The sequence below is a fragment of the Colwellia sp. Bg11-28 genome, assembly GCF_002836245.1.
Lineage (GTDB): Bacteria > Pseudomonadota > Gammaproteobacteria > Enterobacterales > Alteromonadaceae > Colwellia > Colwellia psychrerythraea_A.
In genome coordinates this window covers 121,963-136,221 of the sequence record NZ_PJBA01000002.1, presented here as the reverse complement: position 1 = coordinate 136,221, position 14,259 = coordinate 121,963, and the positions used below count along the sequence as shown (strand labels likewise).

The following is a 14,259-nucleotide window of genomic DNA, read 5'->3' as shown; positions in this document are numbered from 1 at the left end:
CTATCCGTATTTTAAATTAACTATACACTACGACATCAATAAATTATTAAAGTGAATCCATTCTCTCTAGATCAACTCGGCTTTGGAGTATTTCAATTAGTACAAGTGGCAATAATAGTTAGGCTTAAATTGAGTTAAGCCTAACTTAATACGATTAATCTTCTACGCGAACGCCCCAAACATCATGTTCATCGGCATGAATGATTTGTACCCAAATTTGGTCACCTGGTTTGGCATCATAATCATCTGACAAATAAACTTTACCGTCAACTTCTGGTGCATCCATATATGAACGGCCTACAATACCTAAACCATTCACTTCATCAACAAGAATAAGGTATTCTTGACCAATGCGTGCTTGTAATTTATCGCTACTGATTTTCGCTTGCACTGCCATAAAACGTTGCAGACGGTCTTCCATTACTTCATCTGAAACATGATCAGGTAACGCATTAGCGGTAGCACCTTCAACAGGTGAATATTTAAAACAACCAACTCGGTCTAATTGTGCTTCTTCTAAAAAGTTTAATAACTCTTCAAATTCTTCTTCTGTTTCACCTGGGAAACCAACAATGAAGGTTGAACGAATAACTAATTCAGGACAAATCTCTCGCCATTTGGCAATACGCTCTAATACTCGGTCTGAGCTACCAGGACGTTTCATTAATTTTAATATGCGTTTGTTTGCATGCTGAAATGGAATATCTAAATATGGCAGTATTTTACCTTCCGCCATTAATGGAATGATTTTATCCACATGTGGATACGGATAAACATAATGAAGGCGTATCCAAACGCCCTGCTTCGCTAATTCTTCACATAATTGCTGCATGTGAGTTTTAACTGGCATGCCATCCCAGAAATCTGTTTTGTGTTTTACATCAACGCCATAAGCAGAAGTATCTTGTGAGATCACTAATAACTCTTTTACACCCGAATCAACTAAGCGTTTTGCTTCACCTAATACATCACCCACTGGACGAGAGTCTAAATCGCCGCGCATTGATGGAATAATGCAGAACGTACAGCGGTGATTACAGCCTTCTGATATTTTTAAATAAGCATAATGCTTAGGCGTAAGCTTAACCCCTTGCGGCGGTACTAAATCAATAAATGGGTTATGTTCAGGTTTAGCGACATGTTCATGTACTTGAGCCAAGACTTCATCATAAGCATGAGGACCAGTAACACCTAATACATTGGGGTGTAACTCAATAATTTCATCTTTCTTAACGCCTAAACAACCAGTAACCAACACTTTACCATTTGCAGCTAACGCTTCGCCGATGGTATCTAAAGATTCTTGTACTGCGCTATCAATAAAACCACAAGTATTTACAATCACTAATTCCGCATCATCGTAGCTATTGGTTACGTCATAACCTTCAGTACGAAGTTGAGTAAGTATACGCTCACTATCAACTAAGTTTTTTGGGCAGCCCAGACTTACGAAGCCTACCTTTGCACCTTTTTTTGATGCGCCTGAGTCAACAACGGCTTGATGTTGCTCTGCAATCATTTTAGAGGGAATATCTAAAGTCGTTGTTTGGCTTTCTGCAGAATTACTGCTTTTCTTTGGTGTTTGCGGGTCGAATTGTTCTACGGTCATATTGCTCTCAACTTACTCTATATTTTTTGTAACAGGTGCTTTTTCAAGTATCTAATCAAGAGAAGAGCAGCGTCATAAATGGTGGTTTTAACGCCTTTATTGCAAACTCAGGGTGTTTGCTTAGGCGATTGTTCAATGCGCGGGATTATACAGGAATGTTTTGTTGGATGGTAATAATCGTACAAGTAAAAACAATGTAAAGAAAGCAACTTTAAAACAACATCTTACAAACATCATAGTGTCCGATTACTTTACACTAAGGATGTTGTGCTCAATAAACACTCAGCTATCATAGTGAAAATTAACAATTAAATATAGCTGGCTCAATTAATACTACACAAAGGTACAATAACTAGAATCCATTTCTATTATCAGGAATGTATTACAAGGGAAAATACGATGAATATGAAAATGTTAAAAGCGGCTTTGGCTGGTTTGGTTTTATCTGTTAGTAGTTTTGCTAATGCTGGAGTTATTCCATTAGGTAACTTAGAAGATGGTACTGTATTTTCTGGTACTGTCATCGGTGACGATGATAGTTTTATAGCTTCACTCGGTGATTATTGGACTTTTAATGGAGCCGCAGGTGACATAATTGATATTGATATTAACAGAACTGAAGCATCACCAGATTTAATTGCTACTCTATTTTTTGGTGATGTTACAGGGTTGGATGTCGATTCACTTAGCCCTGACGGTTTAATCAATGGGCTCCTTGTATCAAATGGTGTTTTTGGCCCATTAACAGTAATAGATACTCAGGATGATACGGAAAATGATTCGTTTGGAGGTCCTTTTGGAGATCCACGGTTTAATTTATCCTTATCTTCTACAGGCACTTACACTTTACTTGTAGCTACTTTAAGTGCCCCTGGTTCGTATGAAATAAGCACTACTGGGATTACATCAGTCCCAGAGCCTTCTACCCTTGCGATCTTTGCATTAGGCATTATGGGTTTAGCTGCACGAAGATTTAAGAAACAATAAGCCAAACTACTCACTTTTAAAAAAAGCACCATAGATACTGGTGCTTTTTTATTGCCTGTAATTTAGTTAAATTCCCCCTAATCGTTTGCTCAAACCACTACTTCGACAGTAACTTACGCTTATCACTCATACCCAATAAGCCAGTTATGCTAGAAAACTATTCAAACAAAGCATCAGTCAATTGCATTGTTCGACAACACTTAATTAGACCATTGTTCAAGTAAGCCAAAGACGGCGAACTTGGTCGGTTCGTTTGAGTGTATTGATTATACTGAAAAAAATCTGAAGTATTATTGAAATGCTATAGTGACTTTTCCGCTGCAAAGCAACGGCTGAATTAGTTTAGGCAGTCAAGAGATACAAAACCCATTTTCACAGCGCAATTTGAGTCTTTATTTTCATTCGCTGAAAAATGAAACGCACCAGTTTAGACCGTAGAATAAATATAAACTGGTGTATTTATTAATGCACCTCGTATTAAAGTGCTTTAAATATTTGCTCCACACTATCTTTAGCATCACCAAACAGCATTTGAGTATTGTCCTTAAAGAACAATGGGTTTTGCACTCCAGCATAACCCGTACTCATTGAGCGTTTGAACACAATAACTTCTTTAGCATTCCAAACTTCAAGCACCGGCATTCCTGCGATAGGGCTAGTTGGGTCTTCGGCAGCAGCGGGGTTAACGGTATCATTCGCGCCAATAACCAATACTACGTCAGTCTCTGAGAAATCATCATTGATTTCATCCATACCTAAAACGATATCATAAGGCACTTTTGCTTCAGCCAGTAATACGTTCATATGTCCTGGTAGACGACCAGCCACCGGATGTATAGCGAAACGAACCTTTATTCCTTTATTTATGAGTTGTTGGGTCAGCTCATAAACAGGATATTGCGCTTGAGAAACAGCCATACCGTAACCTGGGGCGATAACGACAGATTTGGCATTACGTAATAAGTCAGCAACCGCTTCCGCATGCACTTCTGTGTGCTCACCGTAGTCTTTATCGTTATCAATAACAACGTCTGTACCAAAACCTCCGGCAATGACACTGATAAAAGAGCGATTCATTGCCTTACACATAATGTAAGATAAAATAGCCCCTGACGAGCCAACCAAAGCCCCCGTAATGATGAGTAAATCATTACTTAACATAAAACCAGCAGCAGCTGCTGCCCAACCTGAATAAGAATTTAACATAGAGACAACAACTGGCATATCTGCACCGCCAATTGAAGCAACCAAATGCCAACCAAATACCAAAGCCGTAATAGTCATTAAGAATAAGGCTATATTTGAACCGTCATGATTGACAAAAGAAAGTAGCAATAAAAAGCTGAAAATCCCTGCGGCTAAATTCATTTTATGACGATGAGGTAACATTAAGGCACTAGAGCTTATCGTTCCACGTAGTTTCGCAAAAGCGACAATAGAGCCAGTAAAAGTCACAGCACCAATAAATATTCCGATGAAAATTTCACTTAAGTGTATTTTCATAGCGGTGTGCTGGGCTGCTGTAAGCACAACACTATGCCCCGAATCAAAATAGCTATTAAAACCAACTAACATGGCAGCTAAACCTACAAAACTATGCAAGATTGCAACAAGCTCAGGCATTTGTGTCATTTCAACTTTATTCGCTAATCTTAGTCCAATTCCTGAACCAACAACCATCGCAATAATAATGATAAAGACATTAGAAACCCTTGGATCAATAATGGTGGCAAGTAAAGCGATAGCCATACCAGCCATACCAAATAAGTTCCCCCTTTGAGCCGATTCTTGTTTGCTTAAACCTGTTAAACTGAAAATAAATAATAAAGCAGCAATCACGTATGCTGCACTAATGAAGCCATTAGACGCTATTTGTGTAGATTCCATACTACTCCCCTACTTACTAAACATTTTTAACATACGACTAGTGACTTTAAAGCCACCGACAATATTGATAGTTGCCACTAAAGTCGCTAATGTGGCGAGTATCTGTACTACAATATTGTCCGAGCCTATTTGTAATAATGCCCCCACAATAATAATGCCAGAAATCGCATTGGTGACACTCATCAAAGGTGTATGCAACGAATGACTGACGTTCCAAACCACGTAATAGCCAATAACACAAGCAAGTACAAAAACAGTAAAGTGAGTAAGGAAATCTGCAGGAGCAATACTAGCCACCCAGCCAAATAACGCTATTCCAGCCCCTATAAAAGCATATTTTTTAATTGGAGAAGCGACTTCTTCAATCGGCTCAGCAGCTTCAACTGTTGCTTTTTTCACGGGCGCTGCACTTACTTGAATAGGCGGAGGTGGAAAAGTAATTTCATCCTCTTTAACTACTGTCATATTACGAATGACTACATCATCAAAATCAATATCAAGCGTTCCATCTTTGTTCTTACATAATAACTTAGTTAGATTCATTAAATTATTAGCATAAAGCTGTGAAGCCTGATTAGGTAAACGTGACACTAGGTCAGTATAACCAATCACTTTTACACCATACGTATCAACAACTTTACCAGGGACGGTACATTCACAGTTACCTCCACCTGCAGCAGCTAAATCTACAATCACACTGCCTGCCTTCATTGATTCAACCATTTTTTCAGTGATTAATTTCGGCGCTGGTCTACCCGGAATCATCGCGGTGGTAATAATTATATCAACATCCTTGGCTTGCTCTGCAAACAACGCCATTTCGGCATCAATAAATGCTTTACTCATTTCTTTGGCGTAACCATCACCCGAGCCAGTATCTTCTGGCTCTTCATAGTCGAGTTCAAGAAATTCAGCTCCCATGCTTTCTATTTGCTCTTTAACTTCTGGACGTGTATCAAAAGCTCGTACAATGGCACCTAAACTACCTGCGGTACCAAGTGCGGCTAGACCGGCAACCCCTGCACCAATTATCATCACTTTAGCTGGCGGCATTTTACCAGCTGCGGTTATTTGCCCAGTAAAAAAACGACCGAAATGGTGAGATGCTTCAATAACGGCGCGGTAGCCCGCAATATTTGCCATTGAACTCAAAGCATCCATTGGTTGAGAACGGGTCATCCGAGGTACCATTTCCATGGCTAAGGTAGTAATTGACTTGCTTCGCAGGGCTTCTAATAATTCAGAGCTTTGCGCTGGCGCAATAAAACTAAGGAGTGTTGAGCCATCATTCATTAACTCAACTTCTTCTAGTGTGGGCGCGTTTACTTTAAAGAGAATTTCGCTTTGCCAGCAGGCTTTCTTCGAGACAATTGCTGCATTAGCATCGCTAAACTCTTGATCGGTAAAACTCGCCTTAGTACCCGCACCTTTTTGTACTTGCACAGTAAAACCTAATTTAATTAATGCACTAACCGAGCTTGGTGCTGCTGCAACCCGACGCTCACCTAAAAAAGATTCTTTGGGTATACCTATTCTCATTTGAATTTCCTTAGTATATATATGAATAATTTTTTCTGACATGGCTTGTTCAAAATTAATACAATAAGCTGTTAAATTGCAAGCTCTATTTGAAGCATAGCTTACTGAAATGTTGCGCTTCGAACATTGTAGCTGGAATGTATAACCTGGTTTTTTGGTTTTGGATCGAATTGTCTACAGTCGGAACTATCACAAAATCAAGGTGACAGCTAAGGCAATTTTTTAATGCATGGAATTATTCATAATAATTTTTGCTGGATGGTAATATTCGTATTTGTTAAACCAATGTAAATAAAGCAACTTTAAAACAACAACTTATGCGCATCATAATGTCTGTTTTTTTTACACAATGGAAATTGCGCTCAATAAATACTCATCTATCGTAATGAAAATTAACAATTAAATATAGCTGGCTCAATTAATGCTTAAACAAATGTACAATAACTAAAAGTCCATTTCTATTATCAGAAATGTATTACAAGGGAAAATACGATGAATATGAAAATGTTAAAAGCGGTAATTGCTGGATTAGTTTTATCTGTTAGTGGTTTTGCTAATGCTGCCTTAATTACTACTGGTGACTTCACTGATAATGGAGGCGGTAGTTATACAATAACTACGGTTAGTGGTAATGGTGCTACAACTACAGATTCAAGTATTGAATCTTTTCTGTCTTTGGTAGCTGGTTCTCTAGATGTTTTGTCTACAGGAAATGCAACAACTGGTTCTGCATTTGGTAACAGTATACATGTGAATGCTGGACAAATATTTTCATTTGATTGGGTTTGGGATTCAAATGAGAGTAACTCTTCAAGTTATAATGACTTTGCTTTTGTAACACTAGATCTTGATGGCATTAGCTTAATTGCAGATACAAGTACGGCTGATAATAGCGGCGGCACTTTTTCGTGGTTAGCAACATCAACTGGTACACTTAACTACGGAGTAGGTATTCTTGATGTTAGAGATTCGATTGTTGATTCATTTTTAACCGTATCTAACGTACAAGCAGTCCCTGAGCCTTCAACCCTTGCTATCTTCGCTTTAAGCATTATGGGATTAGCAGCTCGTAGATTCAAAAAATAGTAAGCTAATTTTCCATACAACCTTCTACGATTAGAGGTTAGTAAAATATAAAGCACCATTAACTGGTGCTTTTTTATTGCCTAAAACCTGTGAATATCACTCAAACGCCTTCCTAGATCACTATTAAGACTTACAGCTTTATAATTAATGACCTAACTGCTTTCAATTATTAATAGCAATTAGTACTAAGGAAATTTTTTAATGCGCAGGGTTGCAGGGTTGCAGGGTTATACGAGAATGTTTTCTTAGAGGATAATACTCACACTTGTTAATTAATGTAAATAAAACAATTTTAAAATAAAAAACTAAAAAAAGATGGTATAATTAATGCTGTAAACAAAAGTAACAATAACAATGACTAAAGATACCTTTCTATTTTCGGAAATGTATTACAAGGGAAAAACAATGAAAATGTTAAAAGCGGCTGTTGCCGGATTAGTTTTGTCTGCTAGTAGCTTTGCTAATGCGGGAATGATTACAAATGGTGACTTTTTGACCAACAATTTAACCGGCTGGACTACCATTCCAACATCAGATTACGCAACAGCATCAAGTGGTGTTTTTATGACATTTGACAATAATGGCTTGAGTGGTCTTAGTCAAGAGATTACAACTAGTTCTCTTTATAGCTATGAGTTAACTTTTGACTCTTATGCATCCCAGATATTAGGTAATGAGATGGAGTTTCGCATTGATAGCGATATTTTCTCCGTAGTTACAACTACCTCGTGGAATACGACAACCTATAACTTCATTGGTACTGATTCAACTAACACTTTAAGCTTTCTATTTGCTACAGATCCAGGAACTGGAGTATGGAACTTTGATAATGCTTCCTTGATTGCAGAGTTAGTTGCTGTCCCAGAACCAGCTACCGTTGCTATTTTCGGATTAGCTCTTATGGGTTTAGCATCACGTAGATTCAAAAAATAGCAATAGAAGCTATTTTAGACCCCGATTTACCCACTAAAGACAAGTAAATCATTAAGCACCATTCATACTGGTGCTTTTTATTGCCTGCCTTTCAGGACTAGCCTCTTAATTAAGTACCGACATTAGCCATATCACTAAATAAAAACCACACACACTCAAATACAAACTATAGACTTGTTACATATATAATACTCATATCTTAACTAACGTATATAACGAGTTTAGAATGAAAATATAATTAATCGGTACTACTTTACTATTATCATTAACTGCTAATGCTGAGTTTATAGGCGAAGGCGGTACAGCTGAAGTTACAACAATTAAAAATGCTATTGAATTATCAGACGACAGTAGAGTGATAGTAGAAGGCCATTTAGTTAAAAAATTGAAGAATGAACTTTACCTTTTTAAAGATGATAGTGGTGAAGTAGAAATAGAAATAGAAATTGATGATGAAGACTTTAGAAATATAAAAATATCATCTGATGATAAGGTTAGAATTACTGCTGAAGTAGATATCGACTGGACAACTACAAGCTTAGAAGCTGAGTATTTAGAATTAGCGAAATAAAAAAACAACTAAAGTCAGAATCAAAAAGCATCATTTATTGGTGCTTTTTTGGTTATATAAAATTTAATTATTAGGATGTTTATTCATTATCAGACCTTTCTAAATCTTTTATTAGTCTAGGTATGTAACTTTCTTCGTCAGCACTAAGCCTATGATTATCAGCAACATCTAAGACTTCAGTTGCATTAGAAATAAATACTCTTAGAGCCTCTATTCGCTGAGAGAACCATGATTCATCAGAATGCTCTCTCACCTCTTCTTTCAGTATTACCCGAGCACCTGGGTGGCTATAAAATGGTTCAGGTGGTATATGAGGAACAACATCACCAAAATTTACGACTCTAAAATGAGGACCTATAATTTTATTATTTAAACCCACCTTAAAAGCTTCATTTCCAGGTCTAGGGCTAGCGAAAGTATATATCCCATATACTCTATATTTATTTTCTATCAACATACCAGCATAAAGAGAGCTTAATGCGCCACCAAGACTATGTCCTGTGATCCATATTTTTTTATTTTTTGATAACACACTATCTAGCAAGTTGGTAATGCCTATAACCGCAGGAAATAGGGAATCTTGAAAACCTTCATGAGCTTTAGTACCCTTTAAAGGTCCAGGGTCATAAACAGCCTGAAAGTTTGCAAACCAGTCTTTTAAGGCGTCGCTACCTCGAAAAACCGCTACAATATTATCTGCATTCGACATAACATAACATTGAGTATCTACATCTGGTTTTTTTACAATTTCAATTGCACCATTAAATTGATACCCCCAACTTTCGACTACTGAAGCTATTTTATTTTCATCTTTTTCATAAGCTAAATCACATGCGATTGCTAAAGACAACGACGTTTTTTCATCGTAAGAATCGGTTTGCTTTATTCCTTGGAACTTATCGTAATAATTCATAACTATTTCCCTTAGTAACAATCTATTAATTTAGAAGATATCATTCTGAAAAAGTCCTCGTTAATGGGGTTTAGCTTGTATCTCCAAAGCTACGACTTATCAACAATGAATACTAACTAGTTATACTAAGCATAAAAGGTTCACTCAACCCCATATGTATAATTATAATATACTAAAAATAGCAGAAAATTCGAGTAGTACAAAACACACACGTAAATAGTAGTGTTTATAGCAAAGCAAGTTAGGTACAGGTTGGTATTGTATTTAAATAATTAGAGTAGAGATGTCTAAAATTATATTTTCCATTGAATTAAATCACTGATTTTTAGTAGATTTCCAATCTCGATTAGAGAAGATTAATCATTAGTTTAATAAATTAACTGTCTACCGAAGTAAAGTGCTGCTTCAAAGCTTCAATAAACGCGGTGGTTCTTAGTGAAATGAACTTTCTATTCGGGTATATAACATGGAGATCAGCCCCTCCGGTGGTTCCTGTTCGATTAAAGTCATATTGGTAATTATCCATAACCGTCACTAAGCGTTTTGCTTTTAGATCCTCAGCAATATCCCAATATGATTTTAATGCAATACCGGCCCCTTCAATGGCCCAGCGCCTAATCAAAGCACCGTCATTGGACGCTCTCGTCCCTTGAATTGAAATTGAACTGTTACCAGCGGTACCTTGAAAATGCCAAGTAGTTAGTGGTTCAGCCATACGAACCATGGTCAAACAATCATGCTGTATTAACTCTTCAGGAAGCACAGGTATGCCTTTACGCTTCAGATAATCAGGTGAAGCACACAATACTCGACGATTACTCGCCAATCGACGTGCTATCAGCGTGCTGTCTTTCAAACTGCCGAAGCGGATCCCTAAATCAAAACCGTTCCCTACTAGGTCGACAACACTGTCAGAAAGAAAGAGATAAGGTGTGATGCTAGGATGCTCTTCTACAAACCTTGATAACACGGGTGCTATGTGTTGTTGTCCAAGATCAGATGGTGCAGTTATGCGTAGTGCGCCTGTAAAGCTTGTTTGACCCGTTTGTAATGAAGTTTCGGCCTGCTCTACTTCCGCTAAAATTCGCTCGCAGGAAACGTAAAACTTACGTCCTTCATCGGTTAGTGAAATCCGGCGAGTTGTTCGGTTTAACAATCTAACGCCGTACCTTTCTTCTAAGCCATTTATACGCGCAGTCATTCTTGCCGGTGAAAGCCCAACTTCTCTACCTGCTGCAGCTAAACCTTCATTTTTTATGACCCGCACAAATAATTCAATATCACCGAGTTTATCCATATTATTTTATACCGCTCATATTATTCCGAATTAAGGAAGAATGTTTTAATAATTATGGCAATTGTTTTGTTTATGGGCAAGACCTATTATTTCATTAACAAAACTCATCACGAGCATTTAAGAAGGTATTACATGAATATTAATCACGTATTAGTACTAACGACAGACCTTAGAGCAATGGAGTGTTTTTGGGTAGATCTGATTGGTTTACACGAAGGAAAGCGGCCACCTTTTCCATTTAATGGTCTATGGCTATATAGCGATGACAATCCGCTTATACATATTGCAGAGCAACCCTTTTCAGCCTTTGGTAATGGTTCAATTGCCCATGTTGCTCTTGAAGGGGCTAATTACAACGCATTACTCAAACGACTTGATAATAGCGCTTATTCCTATACCGAAAAAGCTCTGCCTATTTCAAACGAACGACAGCTATTTATTATTGGCCCTGATGGTTTAACGGTAGAAATGCTTTTCCCACTTGACGAACATCAGGAACTAACAGAGAAAAAACAAACTCTTGTTTATGAAACTAACGAAAATTTTGATTTTTTAGGAGGCAAAATATTATGAAAAACTCAATTCTATTTAACGCAAAAAAACTAGGTACATTTGAAGCGAGCAATCGCGTTGTATTGGCGCCAATGACACGTTCTCGTACTGCTCAACCTGACGATGTGCCAACGGATTTAATGGCAGAGTATTATGCGCAACGCGCCAGCGCAGGCTTTATTATAACTGAAGCAACACAAATATCTTCTCAGGGAAAAGGTTATTCATTTACGCCTGGTATGTTTACCCCTGAACAAGTCACTGGTTGGAAAAAAGTAACCCAAGCAATTCACCAAGCTGATGGCCATATTGTTTCTCAATTATGGCATGTTGGCCGTATGTCTCATGCTTCCTTTCATGTTGATGGACTGCCTGTGGCTCCTTCTGCAATTGCGCCTGATGCACAAGTATGGGTTGTGGGTGAGGATGGAATAGGACGCATGGTAGATTGCCCCATTCCACGTGAATTATCAAAGCAAGATATTAAGGATATTGTTCTAGATTACCGTCTCGCTGCAAGCAACGCCATAGAAGCAGGTTTTGATGGTATTGAAATTCATGGCGGGAATGGTTACTTGATTGATCAATTTTTACGTCGTAGTTCAAACAAACGTAACGATGAATACGGCGGTTCAATTACTAATAGATTACGCTTTGTTATGGAGGTTGTTGAAGCGGTGAGTGAGGAAATTGGCGCAAATAAAGTCGGCATTCGTCTTGCCCCATTTATTACTCAACGTGGTATGCATGATATTGAAGCAATTGATGCCATTTTACTTGCTAGTAAAAAGTTTAATGATTTGGGCTTAGCTTACATCCACCTTTCTGAGGCAGATTGGGATGATGCACCGCTAGTGAGTGATGAATTTAGACAGGCTTTACGGTTAAACTTCAACGGTAGCATTGTTGTTGCAGGTAATTACACAGCAAAAACAGGCGCGGATTTAATCGATTCTGGCTTAGTCGATTTTATTGCTTATGGTCGAAAATTTTTAGCTAACCCAGATTTACCTTATCGTTTTAAACATGATCTACCATTAAACGACATTACTGACCCATCAACATTATTTGGCGGCGATGCGCGTGGTTATACCGATTATCCACGTTATTCAGATCAAGCTTCAGTTGCGCAAAGCAATGATAGTACAAAACCAACAGCGGAAATATTACGTTAACGACTCGATAGTTATTATGCTGTGATTCCAATAACATAAAGATATAAGGTAAAGGAGTGATTACTCCCTTACCTTTCTCGCTAACAGATACTCGTTCTGGATCTAACTAGTGAATGCAGAACTTACAATTTTATATGCTGCTCAAAAATTGATAGGTACTCATCTTTACGATGACTCACTAATAACATGGTACTGTGCTTTTGTTCGGATAAGTGTTCTAAAAAATTAAGTACTCTATGTCGATTAAGCTCATCTAAACCTTGCGTTGGCTCATCTAATATCAATAAATAGGGAGATTTAACCAAAGCTCTAGCAATTAAAGCTAACCGTTGTTCTCCATAACTTAAGCTGCGAAAAGAACTATGTTGGTGCGCCAATAAGCCAATTTTTTCTAACCACTGTCGAGCTATTTCAATTTTATGCTGATCAGCTTGTTGATAAAGACCAATAGAATCATAAAAACCTGAAAGAACTACCGTTAGCAGATCGCCGTTTACGCGATATTGTCGGTGTAATTCAGCACTGACAATACCCATGTCTTTCTTGAGTTCCCAAATACTTTCACCTGAGCCTCGTTTATAGCCTAAAACATGAATGTCATTACTATAACATTGGGTGCAATCCCCAGTAATTAACTGCATTAAGGTAGATTTACCACTGCCGTTTGGACCTGTGATCAAGGTATGCTGCAATGGTTTGATGTAAACATCTAAATTTTCAAAAACGCTTACCCCTTTGTACTGAACTTTACCCTTACATAGTTTTACTAGATAGTCGTGCTTGAAGTCACACAATTCTTGCATGTTAGTTGGCCAACTAACATTGTCAGATACTGGCATTAACAATGCGTCTAACTGTCGTTTGGTTTCGTCACTTTCTAGTTTGCCGACAACATCAAACTGTCCTCGTTCAATAAAGGCGATATTGTTACACCACGCAGGAATATCTTGTCGATTATTTAGCATCAGTAACACATTAATGCCTGTTTTCGATAAGCGTTCTAATGCATTTGACAAAGCGATACAGGAAGCTTCATCTAAGCTATCAAAAGGGTTATCGCATACAAGAAGCTCTACGCCATTAAATATCGCCTGTAAGATTAAGAGCTTTCTCCCCTCACCTGTACTTAACTGTCGATAACCACTTTCAAGTCGGTGGCTCAAACCAAATTCACTGATCAGCACATCATTAAGTTTATCTTTAGGTAAAAAGTCTTTAGCTTTAGTACCAATATCATTGGCATCGGTATAATCAGAAGCATCCATTTTTAATTCATGCTCATAAACCTCTTGTTGGCTTTCAAAAGAAACCATTCCAACCTTATCTGCATGGGGTATTTTAAATTCATCGACTGAATCTGGCTGTAAAGTACCCGTTAAAAGCTGATCAAGGTATTGTTTTCCTGAGCCATTTCGCCCCAAAATACACCAACTTTCATTTTCAAGTACTTGCCAGTTTTTAATCGCTAACTTGGTGTGTTCAAAATTTGTAATGTTTATCATAAGATCGTTAGGCTCAATTCGAAGTTTAATAAAGTTTGTTTGATTAATAGCATTAAATATAATGATTTAGATTATGGTAACCTTGCTTTATATACTCTATCAACAGCTTTATTTGATTCCGCTAATGTCTTATAAACGAATAAACAGCACCCCATGTAATGCCTGAGTTCAATAACAAATTAAAAGCAAACAAAATCAAACGCTTGAA

12 protein-coding genes are annotated in these 14,259 nt (G+C 37.6%); 6 read left to right on the top strand and 6 right to left on the bottom strand.

What is annotated here, in order from left to right; all coding sequences use genetic code 11:
- Positions 1-154: 154 nt before the first annotated feature.
- Positions 155-1,609 (bottom strand): 30S ribosomal protein S12 methylthiotransferase RimO, encoded by a 1,455-nt coding sequence (gene rimO / locus CXF79_RS02540; RefSeq protein ID WP_101153797.1) that lies wholly within the window; start codon positions 1,607-1,609, stop codon positions 155-157.
- A 399-nt stretch (positions 1,610-2,008) separates the two neighbouring features.
- On the opposite strand from rimO, the gene CXF79_RS23560 reads away from it, so the two are divergent.
- Positions 2,009-2,596 carry a PEP-CTERM sorting domain-containing protein gene (locus tag CXF79_RS23560; RefSeq protein ID WP_232769057.1) on the top strand — a complete coding sequence of 196 codons (588 nt, stop codon included), beginning with the start codon at positions 2,009-2,011 and terminating at the stop codon, positions 2,594-2,596.
- Positions 2,597-3,073: 477 nt separating this feature from the next.
- Here CXF79_RS23560 and pntB read toward each other — a convergent pair whose 3' ends face one another.
- Together pntB and CXF79_RS02525 are read right to left on the bottom strand one after the other, a co-directional pair.
- Positions 3,074-4,483 carry a Re/Si-specific NAD(P)(+) transhydrogenase subunit beta gene (pntB, locus tag CXF79_RS02530; protein ID WP_101153795.1) on the bottom strand — a complete coding sequence of 470 codons (1,410 nt, stop codon included), beginning with the start codon at positions 4,481-4,483 and terminating at the stop codon, positions 3,074-3,076.
- A gap of 9 nt (positions 4,484-4,492) precedes the next feature.
- Entirely contained in the window at positions 4,493-6,022 is a 1,530-nt protein-coding gene (locus CXF79_RS02525) for a Re/Si-specific NAD(P)(+) transhydrogenase subunit alpha (RefSeq protein ID WP_101153793.1), read from the bottom strand.
- A gap of 492 nt (positions 6,023-6,514) precedes the next feature.
- Between CXF79_RS02525 and CXF79_RS02520 the strand changes: the two genes are divergently transcribed.
- From CXF79_RS02520 to CXF79_RS02510, 3 genes are all read left to right on the top strand, one after another.
- Positions 6,515-7,108, top strand: coding sequence for a PEP-CTERM sorting domain-containing protein (locus CXF79_RS02520; RefSeq protein WP_101153791.1), 594 nt, complete (start codon positions 6,515-6,517; stop codon positions 7,106-7,108).
- Positions 7,109-7,513: 405 nt separating this feature from the next.
- Positions 7,514-8,041 carry a PEP-CTERM sorting domain-containing protein gene (locus CXF79_RS02515; RefSeq protein ID WP_232769056.1) on the top strand — a complete coding sequence of 176 codons (528 nt, stop codon included), beginning with the start codon at positions 7,514-7,516 and terminating at the stop codon, positions 8,039-8,041.
- Positions 8,042-8,282: 241 nt separating this feature from the next.
- Entirely contained in the window at positions 8,283-8,612 is a 330-nt protein-coding gene (locus CXF79_RS02510; protein ID WP_101153786.1) for a NirD/YgiW/YdeI family stress tolerance protein, read from the top strand.
- Positions 8,613-8,691: 79 nt separating this feature from the next.
- On the opposite strand, the gene CXF79_RS02505 is transcribed toward CXF79_RS02510, so the two are convergent.
- Positions 8,692-9,525, bottom strand: coding sequence for a lipase family protein (locus tag CXF79_RS02505; protein ID WP_101153784.1), 834 nt, complete (start codon positions 9,523-9,525; stop codon positions 8,692-8,694).
- 376 nt (positions 9,526-9,901) lie between these two features.
- Positions 9,902-10,822 (bottom strand): LysR family transcriptional regulator, encoded by a 921-nt coding sequence (locus CXF79_RS02500; protein WP_011042605.1) that lies wholly within the window; start codon positions 10,820-10,822, stop codon positions 9,902-9,904.
- Positions 10,823-10,954: 132 nt separating this feature from the next.
- Between CXF79_RS02500 and CXF79_RS02495 the strand changes: the two genes are divergently transcribed.
- On the top strand, positions 10,955-11,395 hold the full coding sequence (locus tag CXF79_RS02495) for a hypothetical protein (protein ID WP_101153782.1): 441 nt from the start codon (positions 10,955-10,957) through the stop codon (positions 11,393-11,395).
- Positions 11,392-12,549: an alkene reductase gene (locus CXF79_RS02490; RefSeq protein ID WP_101153780.1), complete on the top strand. Its 1,158-nt coding sequence runs from the start codon at positions 11,392-11,394 to the stop codon at positions 12,547-12,549. Before CXF79_RS02495 ends, CXF79_RS02490 begins: the two co-directional genes overlap by 4 nt.
- A gap of 122 nt (positions 12,550-12,671) precedes the next feature.
- Here CXF79_RS02490 and CXF79_RS02485 read toward each other — a convergent pair whose 3' ends face one another.
- Positions 12,672-14,051 (bottom strand): ATP-binding cassette domain-containing protein, encoded by a 1,380-nt coding sequence (locus tag CXF79_RS02485; protein ID WP_011042602.1) that lies wholly within the window; start codon positions 14,049-14,051, stop codon positions 12,672-12,674.
- Positions 14,052-14,259: the final 208 nt, after the last annotated feature.

Bases quoted from the DNA above. Each gene is read 5' to 3' on its own strand.
- CXF79_RS02520 (WP_101153791.1), top strand. From the start codon at position 6,515: ATGAATATGAAAATGTTAAAAGCGGTAATTGCTGGATTAGTTTTATCT.
- rimO (WP_101153797.1), bottom strand. From the start codon at position 1,609: ATGACCGTAGAACAATTCGACCCGCAAACACCAAAGAAAAGCAGTAAT.
- CXF79_RS23560 (WP_232769057.1), top strand. From the start codon at position 2,009: ATGAATATGAAAATGTTAAAAGCGGCTTTGGCTGGTTTGGTTTTATCT.
- CXF79_RS02495 (WP_101153782.1), top strand. From the start codon at position 10,955: ATGAATATTAATCACGTATTAGTACTAACGACAGACCTTAGAGCAATG.
- CXF79_RS02525 (WP_101153793.1), bottom strand. From the start codon at position 6,022: ATGAGAATAGGTATACCCAAAGAATCTTTTTTAGGTGAGCGTCGGGTT.
- CXF79_RS02505 (WP_101153784.1), bottom strand. From the start codon at position 9,525: ATGAATTATTACGATAAGTTCCAAGGAATAAAGCAAACCGATTCTTAC.
- CXF79_RS02515 (WP_232769056.1), top strand. From the start codon at position 7,514: ATGAAAATGTTAAAAGCGGCTGTTGCCGGATTAGTTTTGTCTGCTAGT.
- CXF79_RS02500 (WP_011042605.1), bottom strand. From the start codon at position 10,822: ATGGATAAACTCGGTGATATTGAATTATTTGTGCGGGTCATAAAAAAT.
- CXF79_RS02490 (WP_101153780.1), top strand. From the start codon at position 11,392: ATGAAAAACTCAATTCTATTTAACGCAAAAAAACTAGGTACATTTGAA.
- CXF79_RS02485 (WP_011042602.1), bottom strand. From the start codon at position 14,051: ATGATAAACATTACAAATTTTGAACACACCAAGTTAGCGATTAAAAAC.
- pntB (WP_101153795.1), bottom strand. From the start codon at position 4,483: ATGGAATCTACACAAATAGCGTCTAATGGCTTCATTAGTGCAGCATAC.